This window comes from Enterobacter sp. SST3, from assembly GCF_000286655.1.
Classification (GTDB): domain Bacteria; phylum Pseudomonadota; class Gammaproteobacteria; order Enterobacterales; family Enterobacteriaceae; genus Enterobacter; species Enterobacter roggenkampii.
Genome location: NZ_ALNS01000023.1, coordinates 20,028 through 36,325 on the forward strand (window position 1 = coordinate 20,028; position 16,298 = coordinate 36,325).

At 53.6% G+C, this 16,298-nt stretch carries 14 protein-coding genes; 2 read left to right on the forward strand and 12 right to left on the reverse strand.

All coding sequences use genetic code 11. The annotated features are described in order from the left end of the window. Window positions 1–3: 3 nt before the first annotated feature. The 12 genes from fabZ to rpsB all read right to left on the reverse strand — a co-directional run bounded on the left by fabZ (window position 4) and on the right by rpsB (window position 12,424). Entirely contained in the window at window positions 4–459 is a 456-nt protein-coding gene (gene fabZ / locus B498_RS08385; protein WP_008501900.1) for a 3-hydroxyacyl-ACP dehydratase FabZ, read from the reverse strand. Window positions 460–561: 102 nt separating this feature from the next. Then, a complete protein-coding gene (gene lpxD, locus B498_RS08380) occupies window positions 562–1,587 on the reverse strand; it encodes a UDP-3-O-(3-hydroxymyristoyl)glucosamine N-acyltransferase (RefSeq protein ID WP_008501901.1) in 1,026 nt (341 codons plus the stop codon). Window positions 1,588–1,590: 3 nt separating this feature from the next. Then, window positions 1,591–2,085, reverse strand: coding sequence for a molecular chaperone Skp (gene skp, locus B498_RS08375; protein ID WP_008501902.1), 495 nt, complete (start codon window positions 2,083–2,085; stop codon window positions 1,591–1,593). Between the two features lie 122 nt (window positions 2,086–2,207). Continuing rightward, window positions 2,208–4,625 carry an outer membrane protein assembly factor BamA gene (gene bamA / locus B498_RS08370; protein WP_008501904.1) on the reverse strand — a complete coding sequence of 806 codons (2,418 nt, stop codon included), beginning with the start codon at window positions 4,623–4,625 and terminating at the stop codon, window positions 2,208–2,210. Between the two features lie 31 nt (window positions 4,626–4,656). Then, the gene (rseP, locus tag B498_RS08365; protein ID WP_008501905.1) at window positions 4,657–6,009 is read right to left on the reverse strand and encodes a sigma E protease regulator RseP; all 1,353 of its coding nucleotides are present in this window, start codon (window positions 6,007–6,009) and stop codon (window positions 4,657–4,659) included. 11 nt (window positions 6,010–6,020) lie between these two features. Then, window positions 6,021–6,878, reverse strand: a complete 858-nt coding sequence (gene cdsA, locus B498_RS08360; RefSeq protein ID WP_008501906.1) for a phosphatidate cytidylyltransferase — start codon at window positions 6,876–6,878, stop codon at window positions 6,021–6,023. A 12-nt stretch (window positions 6,879–6,890) separates the two neighbouring features. Then, window positions 6,891–7,649: a (2E,6E)-farnesyl-diphosphate-specific ditrans,polycis-undecaprenyl-diphosphate synthase gene (gene ispU, locus B498_RS08355; RefSeq protein WP_021240487.1), complete on the reverse strand. Its 759-nt coding sequence runs from the start codon at window positions 7,647–7,649 to the stop codon at window positions 6,891–6,893. 186 nt (window positions 7,650–7,835) lie between these two features. Further along, entirely contained in the window at window positions 7,836–9,035 is a 1,200-nt protein-coding gene (gene ispC, locus B498_RS08350; RefSeq protein ID WP_008501908.1) for a 1-deoxy-D-xylulose-5-phosphate reductoisomerase, read from the reverse strand. A gap of 93 nt (window positions 9,036–9,128) precedes the next feature. Beyond that, complete coding sequence (gene frr, locus B498_RS08345; RefSeq protein ID WP_008501909.1) at window positions 9,129–9,686, reverse strand: ribosome recycling factor; 558 nt, start codon at window positions 9,684–9,686, stop codon at window positions 9,129–9,131. Between the two features lie 167 nt (window positions 9,687–9,853). Then, the gene (gene pyrH, locus B498_RS08340; RefSeq protein WP_008501910.1) at window positions 9,854–10,579 is read right to left on the reverse strand and encodes a UMP kinase; all 726 of its coding nucleotides are present in this window, start codon (window positions 10,577–10,579) and stop codon (window positions 9,854–9,856) included. Window positions 10,580–10,729: 150 nt separating this feature from the next. Further along, window positions 10,730–11,581, reverse strand: a complete 852-nt coding sequence (gene tsf / locus B498_RS08335; RefSeq protein ID WP_008501911.1) for a translation elongation factor Ts — start codon at window positions 11,579–11,581, stop codon at window positions 10,730–10,732. A 117-nt stretch (window positions 11,582–11,698) separates the two neighbouring features. Beyond that, window positions 11,699–12,424, reverse strand: a complete 726-nt coding sequence (rpsB, locus tag B498_RS08330; RefSeq protein ID WP_003856207.1) for a 30S ribosomal protein S2 — start codon at window positions 12,422–12,424, stop codon at window positions 11,699–11,701. 321 nt (window positions 12,425–12,745) lie between these two features. Between rpsB and map the strand changes: the two genes are divergently transcribed. Together map and glnD are read left to right on the forward strand one after the other, a co-directional pair. Beyond that, window positions 12,746–13,540: a type I methionyl aminopeptidase gene (gene map, locus B498_RS08325; protein ID WP_008501913.1), complete on the forward strand. Its 795-nt coding sequence runs from the start codon at window positions 12,746–12,748 to the stop codon at window positions 13,538–13,540. 62 nt (window positions 13,541–13,602) lie between these two features. After that, on the forward strand, window positions 13,603–16,278 hold the full coding sequence (gene glnD, locus B498_RS08320) for a bifunctional uridylyltransferase/uridylyl-removing protein GlnD (RefSeq protein ID WP_008501914.1): 2,676 nt from the start codon (window positions 13,603–13,605) through the stop codon (window positions 16,276–16,278). The last annotated feature ends 20 nt before the right edge of the window (window positions 16,279–16,298 follow it).

A 16,298-nucleotide genomic window follows, 5' to 3' on the forward strand; every position in this document is an offset into this window, starting at 1 on the left:
GTATCAGGACTCCCGGCTACGAGCACACATCATCGTCGCTTCGCAAACAACTTTACCGTCAACCAGCGCTACGCCTTTGAAGCGAGTCAGGCCACGACGCGTTTTTTCAAAAGTGACTTCCATGATCATCTGATCACCAGGTACGACAGGGCGCTTAAAGCGCGCTTCGTCAATACCCGCGAAGTAATACAGCTCACCGGGTTCCAGTTTACCGACGCTTTTAAACGCCAGAATACCGGTAGCCTGAGCCATCGCTTCCAGAATCAACACACCCGGGAAGATAGGTTTACCAGGGAAGTGCCCCTGGAAGAACGGCTCATTCACGGAAACATTTTTCACTGCGCGCAGAAAACGACCTTGTTCAAAATCCAGCACACGGTCTACCAGCAGAAACGGGTAGCGGTGCGGCAGAAGTTCTAAAATCTCTTCAATATGCAGAGTATGAGTGTCAGTAGTCAAAATACTCTTCCTGTCAAAATGTACTGATAACAATAATAACACGGCCTGCCGGTTTATTAGAAAGCCGACAGGCCGGGAAAAATAGCGTTAAACGGATGACGCTTAGTCTTGTTGATCGATCTTGCGCTCAAGGGACTTGAGGCGCTTGCTCATATCATCAATGTTCATCACCAGAGCTGCTGTTTTACGCCATACCTTGTTGGGCTGGAGCGGAATGCCGGAGGAATAGACGCCAGGTTCAGTGATAGGACGCATTACCATGCCCATTCCCGTCACGGTCACCTTGTCGCAGATTTCCATATGGCCATTAATCACGCTCGCACCGCCAATCATGCAATAACGGCCAATTTTCAGGCTGCCCGCCATGATGACGCCACCCGCAACCGCGGTATTGTCGCCAATCACAACGTTATGCGCAATCTGGCACTGGTTATCGATGATAACACCATTGCCAATGATCGTGTCGTCAAGCGCGCCACGGTCAATGGTGGTACAGGCGCCGATCTCCACGCGATCGCCAATAATAACGCGACCAAGCTGCGGGATCTTAACCCAGTTACCGCGATCGTTAGCGTAACCAAAGCCATCAGAACCAATCACGGTACTGGACTGGACGAGGCAGTTTTCGCCAATTTCAACGTCATGGTATACGGACACATTCGCCCATAAACGGGTCCCGGCGCCGATTTTCGTATTTTTCCCAACGAAGCAGCCCGGGCCAATGACGACGTTATCGCCCAGCTCGACGCCGGATTCGATAACCGCATTCGCACCAACGGCGACGTTGTTACCCAGCCTGGCCGTCTCATCAATCGCTGCGCTGGCAGCAATGTTCTGGGCCGGTTGCGGCGTGGTATCAAGAATTTGAGCCATGCGGGCATACGTCAGGTAGGGGTTTTTCACTACCAGCGCGCTTACAGTGGCAAATGGAAGATCGTCCTGCGTCAGAACAACAGCTGACGCCTGGCATTGAGCCAGTTGCTCACGGTACTTAGGGCTTACCATGAAGGTAATCGTGCCAGCTTTAGCAGATTGCATGGACGCAACAGCGGTGATGACGATATCGCCATCACCGTGTAATTCTGCATCCAACTGCTGAGCTAAATCAGCCAGTCGAATTGAAGGCATTACTTATTTAACCTGTTTCAGAACGTCAGCAGTGATGTCTTTAACATCTTTGCTGTTGAAAGCAACGGCGTTCGCATCAACAACCAGATCGATGCTCTGATCGGCAGCCACTGCTTTAACAGCGGTCTGAATGCGAGTCACCAGCTTGCCGCGTTCTTCGTTAGAACGACGCTGACGATCCTGCTCGAAAGCCTGCGCTTTCTGGGAGAACGCCTGGCGCTGAGCCATTACGTCTTTTTCCAGCTTGCTGCGGTCGCTTGCCTTCATGGTAGAACCATCACGCTGCAGACGCTGCATTTTGGACTGAAGATCGTTTTCCATACCCTGCAGTTCGCTTGCACGGCCTTTGAATTCGTTTTCCAGCGTCGCAGAAACACCTGTTTTCTGTGCAACCTGCTGGAACAAATTACCCATGTTGACGATTGCAATTTTGTCTGCTGCCTGAGCAGAAGTTGCCATCGCTAAACCGAGACCTGCAGCTAATAACCACTTTTTCACAATTAACTCCTTACCATCCCATTGGCACCAGAAGGTACCGTTCTTTGCGTGGCAAGGCGACCGTATTACCGATCGCCAGTTGTCAGCGCTACACTGCCAACGCATTCCTTTGCAGCGGATTATTACCAGGTTTTACCAATGTTAAACTGGAATTGCTCCGCTTTGTCTCCATCATATTTCTTAAACGGCTGGGCGTAAGAGAAGACCAACGGCCCCAGCGGTGACATCCATTGTAATGCGATACCGGCAGACATGCGAATATTGCTCGGATCGCTGTAGTCAGGAACGCCAGCTGCACGCATCTGGGCAGTGTTCTCCCAGTTGGTATCCCACACCGTACCCGCATCCCAGAAGAAGGATGTACGGACGGAGTTCGCATATTTATCACTAATAAACGGCGTTGGCGTGATGAACTCCAGGCTCGCCACGGCCATAGCGTTACCGCCGACTGCGTCATCAGAACTACAGACTTCTGATGAGGAAGACTTATCGCAGTTATCTTTGTCGTTCCCGCCGTAGTAAACCGCTTTCGGACCAATGTTGTTGGACTGGAAGCCACGAACGGTACTGGAACCACCGGCATAGAAGTTTTCATAGAACGGCATCTCTTTGCCGCCTAAACCATCACCATAACCCCAACGGGTACGACCCAGAACCACCCACTTGTGATCGTCATCGATCGGGAAGTAGGACGCAGTATCGAGCGTCACCTTATAGAACTCGTTATCGGAACCCGGGACGGTAACTTTACCGTTCAGGTTGACGCGAGAACCTTCCGTTGGGAAGTAACCACGGTCGAGACGGTTATAGGTCCAGCCGTAGTTGAAGGTGAAGTCATCTGCAGCGAAACCGTTGTTATCGCTGTTTTTGCTCGCCGACTGGCCAATAGAGTCCAGGTAACGCCACATGGCCACCTGCGGTTGCATATTGGACAGGTCGTTATGCACGTAACCTAAGCCCGCTCGCAGGGTGTTGTATTCGTTAATCGGGAAGCCAAGCGTTCCGTCCACACCGTAACTCTTGTTGGTGTAAGAGGACAGATCCGCATCGTCGGCTTTAAAGTCGTTATAGAAGATACGACCGCCCAGGCTCACACCGTCAACGGTGAAGTATGGGTTCGTTACAGAGAACTCAGAGTAGGTCTGATAGTCGTTTTTGGTACCGTTAATTCCGACAGAGTAACCCGTACCCAGCCAGTTATCCTGCTGCACGCCAACCTGGAAGCTGACGCCGCTTTCAGTACCGTAGCCCACACCAAAGTTAAAGCTACCGGTGTTACGCTCTTTCACTTTATAAACGACATCAACCTGATCCGGGCTGCCCGGTACGCGCTGGGTATCAGTATCAACCGTTTCAAAATAGCCCAGACGGTTCAGACGCTCTTTACCCTGATCAACGAGATCGCTACCTAACCATGCGCCTTCCATCTGACGCATTTCGCGACGCAGAACGGAGTCTTTGGAGGTGTCGTTACCGACGAAGCGGATCTTACGCACGTAGAAACGGTTACCCGCGTCAACATTCACGTGCAGCTTAACGGTTTTATCCGCGTCATTGATTTCCGGCTGAGTCTGTACGCGCGGATAGGCATAACCATAGCGGCCGAGCAGCTTCTTAATGCTGTCTTCCATTTTGGTGACTTTGGATCCGCTATAGAGATCGCCTGGCTGAATTTTGGTCAGCGATTCGATTTCAGCAGAATGCCCCGCCAGGTTACCGCTCACCTCAACACCCGAAAGCTTGTACTGATCGCCTTCCGTGATGTTGATCGTAATGTAGATGCCTTTCTTGTCCGGCGTCAGGCTCACCTGCGTCGAGTCGATGTTGAAACGCGCGTAACCACGATCCAGATAGTAGCTGCGCAGGGTTTCAAGGTCGCCCGCCAGTTTCTGTTTCTGGTATTTGCGATCGCCCACCACGTTCCACCATGGCACTTCATCGCGAAGCTGGAAGGTGGAGATCAGTTCGTCAGTGCTGAACGCGTGGTTACCCACAATGTTGATCTGCTGAATCTTCGCAGAGACACCTTCCTGGAAGACCAGCTTCAGGTCAACACGGTTACGCGGCAGCGGAGTCACAACCGCTTTCACGCTGGCGCTGTATTTACCGACGCTGTAGTAGAAGTCTTCCAGACCTTTTTCAATGTCTGAAAGGGTTGTGCGGTCCAGAGACTCACCCACACGAACACCGGATGCTTCAAGGTTTTGCTTGAGCATGTCATCTTTCACCGACTTGTTACCGGAGAAAGTGATACTGGCGATCGTTGGACGTTCTTTTACCTGTACCAGCAGGGTATCACCATCACGCAGGACGCGGACATCCTCGAAGTTGCCGGTGGCAAACAGAGCACGGATGGTATTACTGATATCATCATCATTAACCGTATCGCCGGGGCGCACAGGCATACTGAGGAGGGCCGCACCAACGGCGACACGCTGAAGGCCTTCGAAATGAATGTCTTTCACTACGAACCCGTCAGCACCGTATACGGTGGCGCTGCTAAACAGCAGCGACGCTATGAGCAACTTTTTCATCGCCATCGTTATTATGCGTTCTTCCTAACTAACTCTCTTACAACCGAGAGAAATCATTGAAAAGTGCAAGCCCCATTAACAGCACCAGCAAAATCGAGCCAATGCGATAACTAAAGTCTTGAACTCGCTCGGATACCGGCCCGCCTTTTAGCTTTTCAATCGCTAAAAACAGCAGATGACCCCCGTCTAAAACGGGAAGCGGGAACAGGTTGATTATCCCAAGGTTCACGCTAATGAGCGCGAGGAACATGAGATAGTAAATCACCCCGAATTCCGCTGACATCCCAGCCCCCTGGGCAATCGAAATTGGCCCACTGAGGTTGTTCAGTTTCACATCACCGGTTATCAATTTCCCCAACATGTTGACCGTCAGCTTCATCAGTTGCCATGTTTTATCCGTGGCTTCAAGGATGGCGCTGAACGGCCCATACTGGCGTATTGTCTTGTACTCATCTGGCAGCGGGATCACTTTTGGCACAACGCCTGCAAACCCTTCTGCCTTCTTGCCGACCGACTTCGTATCCGGGATCAGCGTCAGCGAAAGCGGACTGCCTTGCCTTTCAACTTCCAGCGCGAGAGACGTACCCGGATTATCGCGCACCAGAGTAACAAAGGTCATCCACTCTGTTAATGGTTGACCATCGACTTTAACGATCCTGTCGCCTGCTTGCAAACCCGCTTTGCTCGCCGCCGAGTTTGCCTGTACTTCGGCTAATACCGGCTCGATCTGCGCGCCGCGCGGACGAATGCCCAGCGCAGCGACGGGATCCTCTTTGTCTGGCTCGAAACGCCATTGACGTAAATCGAGCACTTTGTCCTGACGGGCGTCTGACCCAAATGGCGATACGCTGATGGTGGTCTGCGGATCGCCAATTTTAGCAACCAGCTGCAGTCGCACGGCATCCCAATCAGGGGTTTCGATGCCATCAATCGCTTTAAGTTCCATCCCGGATGTAATTTGCGCACTCGCCGCGATGGAGTTGGGGGCAATGTCACCTACTACCGGACGCACGCCAGGGACGCCGATGATAAACACCAGCCAGTAAGCGAAAATCGCAAAGATGAAGTTGGCTACCGGTCCGGCAGCGATGATGGCGGCGCGTTGTCCAACGGTTTTATTGTTGAATGCGCTGTGTCGCAGTTCAGGCGCGACAGGCTCGACGCGTTCGTCGAGCATTTTGACGTAGCCGCCCAGCGGGATAAGGGCGATGACAAATTGCGTACCGTGGCGGTCGGTGCGCGTCCAGAGTGATTTACCAAAACCGATGGAAAACCGCTCTACGCGCACGCCACAGCGGCGAGCAACCCAGAAATGGCCAAATTCATGCACGGTAATCAGTACACCCAGTGCAACTATGAACGCCGCCAGATTCCAGAGAATGCTCAGCATAAAACCTTCCGTTAAATCGTCCCGAATACCAGTAAAAGCAAACACGCAAACACTGGAACAGCCGCTGTCAGGCTATCAATGCGATCCAGTATACCGCCATGCCCTGGAATCAGGTGTCCACTGTCCTTAATCCCTGCTTCACGCTTGAACATACTTTCGGTTAAATCACCGAGCACGGAGGCAAGCGCAGCAAAAATCGAGCACACCAGCAGTATTGATGGTGCCACTTCAAGATTCGCCCAGACGCCGTAGCCCCAGGAGATGATCGCGGCCGTAAACAAACCGCCGATAAATCCTTGCCAGGTTTTGCCCGGAGAAACCTTCGGTGCCAGCTTATGTTTGCCAAACAGTTTACCAAACATATAGGCCCCGGAGTCAGCCCCCCAGACGAGAATCATCACATAAAGCAGCCAGATCGCACCGCTGTAGTGGTTTTCGTCGTAGTGCCAAGCGCGCAGCGCAACCATACCCCAGAAAAAAGGAATAATGGTGAGCAAACCAAAAATCAGTCGCAGCACTTTTGAATGACGCCACAACGCCGCGGAGCCGGGATAAAACAGCACCAACAACAGCGCGGCAACCCACCAGGCCAACGATATCCACAAGGAACCAGCCACCAGAGGCTGATGAATATCATGATGATATTCAGGCAACGTGAACAGCATTACGGCCAGGATAAAGCCACAAAGTACCGCAAGCCATACTCGCTGCGTACGCGAGGTAAAGCCGCTAAACTGTCCCCATTCCCACGCGGCGAGCATGCACACCACCAGCGTAACAATAGCGAATCCCACCGGGGGCAGTAAAAACAGCGCCGCAATGACAATGGGTATTAATACAAAAGCGGAAATCAGGCGATACTTCAGCAAAAGCTACCCCCATCAGGCGTTGTCGCCACCAGGCTCGGTGCCGCCGAAACGACGCTCTCGATTGGCAAAGGCATGCAGCGCACCTTCAAAGTCTTGTTCATCAAAATCGGGCCAAAGAACATCTGTAAAGTAAAGTTCGGCATAGGCAATTTGCCATATCAAAAAGTTACTTATGCGATGTTCTCCCCCTGTCCTAATTACTAAATCCACAGGTGCCAGTTCATTCATGCAGATTTGCTTGCTCAGCGCTTCTTCATCAATTTGGTCGGGTCTCAACAGCCCTTCCTGAACCTGTTCGGCGAGATGCCGAACGCCCTGGATAATATCCCAGCGTCCGCCGTAATTCGCCGCAATATTCAGCGTCAGACCGGTATTATTTTCAGTCAGCGCCTCTGCTTTACGAATCCGTTCCTGCAAACGTGAGTTAAAACGACTGGTATCGCCAATGATACGCAGGCGGACGTTGTGGCGGTGCAGGCTTTTTACTTCGCTGTCTAGCGCCCACACAAACAATTCCATCAACGCAGTCACTTCCTGCAGCGGTCGATTCCAGTTTTCACTGCTAAAAGCATAGAGCGTTAACGCATCAATGCCGTTATTGGCGGCAAAAGAAACGGCGCGGCGAACGGATTTCGCCCCAGCTTTATGCCCAAAGGCTCGTATCTTCCCTTGTCTTTTCGCCCAGCGGCCATTGCCATCCATAATGATTGCTACATGACGGCAGCCATGAGCTGGCAAGTTTTCGCTTATTGGTTGATTCGCAGACAACATAACGCGTTTTTTGTCCCTGAAAAGGATTTAACGGTACTCAGGAATACTGAAGCCGATACATAAAAAAGCCGTGTCAAACCACGGCTCACCTGACCACGTAAAGTCAAATACCTGCGATCAGGTGGCGCAGACTATATCACTGAAGCCCAACGCTAACAAATAGCACGACGACTAGTGGTTGCTTTATCACCAGCTTGCGAGACGTGTCACCTGTTGGCGCGCAATATTACGCGCAGCTGCATCCACCGTCAGCACCTCTTCCACGCTCTGTGGTTCGCGCAAATCCATCATCTCCAGTACCGATAAATTTAACGCCGCAATATCGGTAAAACGAATTTGCTGATTCAGAAATGCTTCAACGGTAATTTCATTGGCTGCGTTCAGTGCCGTTGTCGCCGCCTGCCCCTGGTCAAAGGCCGTCATTGCAAGCTTCAGACAAGGGTAACGGTCATAGTCTGGTTCACTGAACGTCAGGGAACTTAGCTTGCAGAAATCAAGCGGCTTCACGCCGGACTTCACTCGATTCGGCCACGCCATGGAATGGGCAATCGGCGTACGCATGTCCGGCTCGCCCAGCTGCGCCAGCACGCTGCCATCCTGATAACGCACCATCGAATGAATCACCGATTGCGGGTGAATCAGTACTTCCATCTGTTTCGCTGACGCATTAAACAGCCAGCGCGCTTCAATGTATTCCAGACCTTTGTTCATCATGGTGGCAGAGTCAACGGAGATTTTACGCCCCATCGACCAGTTCGGATGACGGCACGCCTGATCCGGCGTCATCGCACGCAGTTCAGACAGTGGCGTTTCACGGAACGGGCCACCAGACCCGGTAAGCAGAATCGACACGACGCCATTCTGCTCCAGGTCAGCGTACCCCAGGTTCTGTTGAAAAGGTTGCGGTAAACTCTGAAAAATCGCGTTGTGCTCGCTGTCGACGGGCAAAAGACGCGCCCCGCGCTGCTTCACCGCCTCCATGAACAGGCGTCCGCAGGTGACCAGCGACTCTTTATTGGCCAGCAGAACGTCCTTACCGGCATCAATCGCGGCAAGCGTCGGCAATAATCCTGCCGCCCCGACAATGGCCGCCATCACCTGATCCACCTCATCCAGCGCCGCCATCTCGCAGGCCGCCTGTTGGCCACTCAGCACCTCGGTTCGACTGCCCTTCTCAAGCAGCTGTGCTTTCAGCAGGCGCGCGCTCTCTTCGTCATCCATCACCGCATAGCGGGGCGTAAACTCCAGGCACTGCTCAACCATTCGCTGCACATTCTTACCGGCCACCAGCGCTGTCACGGTGTAAAGTTCAGGATTATGGCGAACAACGTCGAGAGTGCTGCAACCAATAGAGCCGGTTGAGCCAAGGAGTGTTAAATGCTTCATGAGATGCCCGAAAAGTTAGACCAGATAAAAGCAAAACGCCGCCAGCAAGACCCAAAGTCCCTCTGAACGGCGTTTATCAGTGTACGACAGAAATCAGAACTGCATCAGTTCCGCTTCTTTATCTGCCAGCGCCGCATCAATTTTCTTGATGGCAGCGTCAGTCATTTTCTGAATGTCGTCCTGAGAACGACGATCGTCATCTTCACTGATCTCTTTTTCTTTCAGCAGCGCTTTGACTTTATCATTCGCGTCGCGACGGACGTTACGCACGGATACACGACCCTGCTCAGCTTCGCCACGTACCACTTTGATCAGGTCTTTACGACGCTCTTCGGTCAGCGGTGGCAGTGGAACGCGGATGTCAGCACCCGCAGAGCTTGGGTTCAGACCGAGGTCAGACGCCATGATCGCTTTCTCAACCGCCGGGCCCATAGAACGATCGAATACGTTGATTTTCAGCGTACGGGTATCTTCTACCGTCACGCTCGCCAGCTGACGCAGAGGGGTTGGCGTACCGTAGTACTCGACGATGATGCCATCCAGCAGGCTTGGGGAAGCACGGCCAGTACGGATTTTGCTGATTTGGGTTTTGAACGCTTCTACGCATTTTTCCATGCGTACTTCAGCATCTTTTCTGATGTCGTTAATCACGTTACGAATCCTTGAAAACTTGTCTCAGGCAGACTATCCGCCAGCACAGCGCTACAGGTGTGCTAAGTATAGTCGCGTTTAATTCATGACAACGCCAAAGGCGCGCCCGGGTAAGATACCACTACAAAATAAAGCGGAATCTTACCTGTATTTATCGTCAACGGAAATTATTCCGTGATCAAAGTGCCTTCTTTTTCGCCCATGACCACGCGACGCAGTGCGCCAGGTTTGTTCATGTTGAAGACACGAATTGGCAATTTGTGGTCGCGAGCCAGCGTGAAGGCGGCAAGATCCATCACTTTCAGCTCTTTATCCAGCACTTCGCTGTAGCTCAGCTGATCGTACATGGTGGCAGAAGGATCTTTTGCCGGGTCGGCAGTAAACACGCCATCGACTTTGGTCGCTTTCAGTACCACATCAGCTTCGATCTCGATACCGCGCAGGCAGGCAGCGGAATCGGTCGTAAAGAACGGGTTACCCGTACCGGCGGAGAGGATCACCACGCGGTTGTTGCGCAGCAGGCTGATAGCTTCTGCCCAGCTGTAATTATCGCATACGCCATTCAGGGGGATCGCGGACATCAGGCGGGCGTTCACATAGGCGCGATGGAGCGCATCACGCATCGCCAGGCCATTCATCACGGTTGCCAGCATACCCATGTGGTCGCCCACAACGCGGTTCATCCCCGCTTTCGCCAGACCAGCACCACGGAAAAGGTTGCCACCGCCAATGACCACGCCAACCTGGATGCCCAGTTCGACCAGTTCTTTGATTTCCTGTGCCATGCGATCAAGGATGCTTGCGTCAATACCGAAGCCTTCCGATCCCTGCAGCGCTTCGCCACTCAGCTTAAGCAGAATGCGTTTGTACACGGGTTTTGCATTGGTAGCCATGTTTCTTTCCTGAGACTGTCAACGATTAAGATGGGGGTTAATTCTGGCGACATGATATGCCGCAAATCAGTACAGCGATACTGGAGCCTGTCTGATTTCATGTGACGGGTGACAAAAAGAAGCCGCCCTCAGGCGGCTCCTTTTCAATCATTAAGACTGCTTGGACATTGCAGCAACTTCTGCTGCGAAGTCAGTCTCAACTTTCTCGATGCCTTCGCCCACTTCGAAGCGGATGAAGCCAGTTACGTCAGCGTTGTGCTCTTTCAGCAGCTGAGCAACAGATTTGCTTGGGTCCATTACGAATGGCTGGCCAGTCAGAGAAACTTCGCCGGTGAATTTCTTCATGCGGCCTTCAACCATTTTCTCTGCGATTTCTTTTGGTTTACCAGACTGCATCGCGATGTCCAGCTGAACCTGGTACTCTTTCTCTACCACTTCAGCAGACACGTCTTCTGGCTTAACGAATTCTGGCTTGCTTGCAGCGATGTGCATTGCCAGCTGTTTAACCAGCTCTTCATCAGCGCCTTTAGCCGCAACCAGAACACCGATACGAGCACCGTGCTGGTAAGAGCCCAGAACGTCGCCTTCCAGAGAAGCAACGCGACGGATGTTGATGTTCTCACCGATTTTAGCAACCAGCGCAACACGCTCTTCTTCGAACTGTGCTTTCAGAACTTCAACGTCAGTGATTTTGCCAGCAACCGCTGCGTCCAGAACTTTGTTAGCAAATGCCTGGAAACCACCATCTTTAGCAACGAAGTCAGTCTGGCAGTTAACTTCCAGAATGATGCCGTAGTTGCCGTCGATCTTAGTGATGATCACGCCGTCAGCAGCAACGTTGCCTGCTTTTTTAGCTGCTTTGATCGCACCGGATTTACGCATGTTTTCGATTGCCAGCTCGATGTCGCCGTTCGCTTCAGTCAGCGCTTTTTTGCAATCCATCATGCCTGCGCCAGTACGCTCGCGCAGCTCTTTTACCAGGGATGCGGTAATTTCAGCCATTCTTAAATCCTCGGGAGATGTGAACTGCCCGGCCGGGGGCCAAACAGTGTAAATTGAAAAAAGGGGCCGGTAATGGGCCCCTATTCATACACGGTACTAATAAGGGGTAAAACCTTATTATTCAGCTTCTACGAAGCTTTCTTCCGCCTGAGAAGCCAGATCCTGGGAACGGCCTTCACGAACGGTAGCAGCTACAGCGCTCAGGTACAGGCTAACAGCACGGATTGCGTCGTCGTTACCCGGGATAACGAAGTCAACACCGTCCGGATCGGAGTTGGTATCAACGATAGCGAATACCGGGATACCCAGGTTGTTAGCTTCTTTGATAGCGATGTGCTCGTGGTCTGCATCGATTACGAACAGCGCGTCTGGCAGGCCGCCCATATCTTTGATACCGCCCAGGCTGTTTTCCAGCTTGTCCAGTTCACGAGTGCGCATCAGCGCTTCTTTCTTAGTCAGCTTGTCGAAAGTACCGTCCTGAGACTGGGTTTCCAGATCTTTCAGGCGCTTGATGGACTGACGAACAGTTTTCCAGTTGGTCAGCATGCCGCCCAACCAGCGATGGTTCACGAAGAACTGGTCGCAGCTGTTAGCAGCATCTTTCACAGCTTCGCTTGCAGCGCGCTTAGTACCAACGAACAGAATCTTACCTTTACGGGAAGAGATCTTGTTCAGCTCAGCCAGGGCTTCGTTGAACATTGGTACAGTTTTCTCAAGGTTGATGATGTGAACTTTGTTACGTGCGCCGAAGATGAAAGGCTTCATTTTCGGGTTCCAGTAACGGGTCTGGTGACCAAAGTGAACACCAGCCTTGAGCATGTCGCGCATGGAAACAGTTGCCATGTTTAAAACCTCTATATTGAAAGTTGGGGTTATGCCTCCACGTATCCCATATTACCGACCCCGAAGGGCACCCCGGAATATGTGCCGATACGTGTGTGTTGTTACACAAAGTGAGATTTGTCGCTTCCGTCCAGCCTGTGTATCTGAGATGGATCGGAAGTCCGGCGCGCTTTATACCACAAAACACGACCAGAAACCAACAGTTGTTGGCGGAGTGTGCTGTTAATGATTCTCAATTTGGCACGGAGCGTGCCTGACTGATACCATTGACGACACTTAGACTAGTATTGTCGAAAAAATCGACACCGATGGACAGATTACATGGCTATCTCTATTAAGACACCTGAAGAAATTGAAAAGATGCGCGTCGCCGGTCGTCTGGCCGCGGAAGTGCTGGAAATGATCGAGCCGTTCGTGAAGCCGGGCGTCAGCACGGGTGAACTGGACCGCATCTGTAACGACTATATCGTGAACGAGCAGCACGCGGTTTCCGCCTGCCTCGGCTACCACGGTTTCCCAAAATCCGTCTGCATCTCTATTAATGAAGTGGTGTGCCACGGCATTCCTGACGATGAAAAACTGCTGAAAGACGGCGATATCGTCAACATCGACGTGACCGTCATTAAAGACGAGTACCACGGTGACACCTCAAAAATGTTCATCGTTGGCAAGCCGACCATCCTGGGCGAGCGCCTGTGCAAAGTCACCCAGGACAGCCTCTACCTGGCGCTGAAAATGGTGAAGCCGGGTATTCGCCTGCGTACTATCGGCGCCGCAATTCAGAAATTTGTGGAAGCGGAAGGGTTCTCCGTGGTGCGCGAATACTGCGGTCACGGTATTGGCCGCGTCTTCCATGAAGAGCCGCAGGTTCTGCACTACGATGCAGACGACGGCGGCGTTGTGCTGCAAAAGGGCATGACCTTCACCATTGAACCGATGGTCAACGCCGGTGACTACCGCATCCGCACCATGAAAGACGGCTGGACCGTGAAAACCAAAGACAGAAGCTTGTCTGCCCAGTACGAGCATACTATTGTGGTAACAGACAACGGCTGCGAAATTATGACGTTGCGCAAGGATGACACCATCCCGGCGATACTGACGAACATTGAGTGATAAGAAGCCGGCAAATGCCGGCTTTTTTAATGGCGATAGCTTTTTCTTATGGGTGGCGCACGATGAGTAATCTTTTACCCGAACAGTATGCTAACACAGCCCTTCCCACCCTCCCCGACCAGCCCGATAACCCGGGCGTCTGGCCGCCGCACGAGCTGACCTGCGCGCATATTAAAGCCCATATGGATGTTTTCCATCGCTGGCTGGGTAGCGCGTTCGATGCAGGCGTATCTGCCGAGCAGCTCATTGAGGCGCGCACCGAGTTTATCGACCAGCTCCTGCAGCGTCTGTGGATCGACTACGGTTTCGGGCAGGTTAGCGACGTCGCGCTGGTTGCCGTCGGGGGCTATGGCCGCGGTGAGCTGCATCCGCTTTCCGATATCGATCTCCTGATCCTAAGCCGCAAAAAGCTGCCGGACGAACAGGCGCAAAAAATCGGCGAGCTTCTGACCCTGCTCTGGGACGTGAAGCTGGAAGTCGGCCACAGCGTTCGCACCCTGGAAGAGTGTCTGCTGGAAGGGCTATCGGACCTGACCGTTGCCACCAACCTGATTGAAACCCGTCTGCTGATTGGCGACGTCGCGCTGTTCCTGGAGCTGCAAAAACACATCTTCAGCGACGGCTTCTGGCCGTCAGAAAAGTTCTTCGCCGCGAAGGTCGAGGAGCAAAACCAGCGCCACCAGCGCTACCACGGCACCAGCTATAATCTTGAGCCGGACATTAAAAGCAGCCCCGGCGGCCTGCGCGACATCCACACGTTACAGTGGGTCGCCCGTCGTCACTTTGGCGCCACCTCGATGGACGAGATGGTCGGCTTTGGCTTCCTGACCGAGGCCGAGCGTAACGAGCTCAACGAGTGTCTGCACCTGCTGTGGCGCATCCGCTTTGCCCTGCATCTGGAGGTCACCCGCTACGATAACCGCCTGCTGTTTGACCGTCAGCTCAGCGTAGCGCAGCGGCTGAACTATCAGGGCGAAGGCAACGAGCCGGTTGAGCAGATGATGAAGGATTTCTTCCGCGTCACCCGCCGGGTGACCGAGCTGAACCAGATGCTGTTGCAGCTGTTCGACGAGGCCATTCTGGCCCTGACTGCCGACGAAAAGCCTCGCCCGATTGACGATGAATTCCAGCTGCGCGGCACACTTATCGATCTGCGCGACGAAACGCTGTTTATCCGCGAGCCGGAAGCGATCCTGCGGATGTTCTACACCATGGTGCGCAACAGCACCATCACCGGGATCTACTCCACCACCCTGCGCCATCTGCGCCACGCGCGCCGCCATCTGACGCAGCCTTTGTGTTACATCCCGGAAGCGCGCTCGCTGTTCCTGAGCATGCTCCGCCACCCGGGCGCCGTCAGCCGCGGGCTGCTGCCGATGCACCGCCACAGCGTGCTGTGGGCCTATATGCCGCAGTGGTCGCACATTGTCGGCCAAATGCAGTTCGACCTGTTCCACGCCTACACGGTGGATGAACACACCATCCGCGTGATGCTCAAGCTGGAGAGCTTTGCCAAAGAAGAGACGCGCTCCCGCCACCCGCTGTGCGTCGAGTTGTGGCCGCGCCTGACCCATCCGGAACTGATCCTGATTGCCGCCCTGTTCCACGACATCGCCAAAGGCCGCGGCGGTGACCACTCGGTACTGGGCGCGCAGGACGTGCTGAAATTTGCCGAGCTGCACGGCCTCAACTCACGTGAAACGCAGCTGGTGGCCTGGCTGGTGCGCCATCACCTGCTGATGTCGGTCACCGCGCAGCGTCGGGACATTCAGGACCCGGAAGTCATTAAGCAGTTCGCGGAAGAAGTTCAGACGGAAAACCGCCTGCGCTATCTGGTCTGCCTGACGGTGGCGGATATTTGCGCCACCAACGAAACCCTGTGGAACAGCTGGAAGCAGAGCCTGCTGCGCGAGCTGTACTTCGCCACCGAAAAACAGCTGCGTCGCGGGATGCAGAACACGCCGGACATGCGCGAGCGCGTGCGTCACCACCAGCTTCAGGCGCTGGCGCTGCTGCGGATGGATAACATTGATGAAGAGGCGCTACATCAGATTTGGGCCCGCTGCCGCGCCAACTATTTTGTCCGCCACAGCCCAAACCAGCTGGCGTGGCACGCGCGGCATCTGCTCAAGCACGATCTGTCCCAGCCGATGATCCTGCTAAGCCCGCAGGCCACGCGCGGCGGAACGGAGATTTTCATCTGGAGCCCGGACCGGCCTTATCTGTTTGCTGCCGTCTGCGCCGAGCTGGACAGGCGTAACCTGAGCGTGCATGACGCGCAGATTTTCACCACCCGCGACGGCATGGCCATGGACACGTTTATCGTGCTGGAGCCGGACGGCAGCCCGCTGTCGTCGGACAGGCATGAAGGGATACGTTTTGGTCTGGAGCAGGCGATTACCCAGCGCAGCTGGCAGCCCCCGCAGCCGCGTCGCCAGCCGGCAAAATTGCGCCACTTTACCGTGGATACCGAGGTCAATTTCCTGCCGACCCACACCGATCGTAAATCGTTCCTGGAGCTGATCGCGCTCGACCAGCCAGGGCTGCTCGCCCGCGTCGGCCAGGTTTTTGCCGATCTGGGAATTTCGCTTCATGGGGCCCGAATTACAACGATTGGCGAACGAGTAGAAGATTTATTTATAATCGCCACCGCCGACCGGCGTGCCCTTAATAATGACCTGCAGCTTGAAGTGCAACAACGGTTGACAGCAGCCCTCAATCCAAACGATAAAGGGTGATATGTTTTTTAGTGAAATGG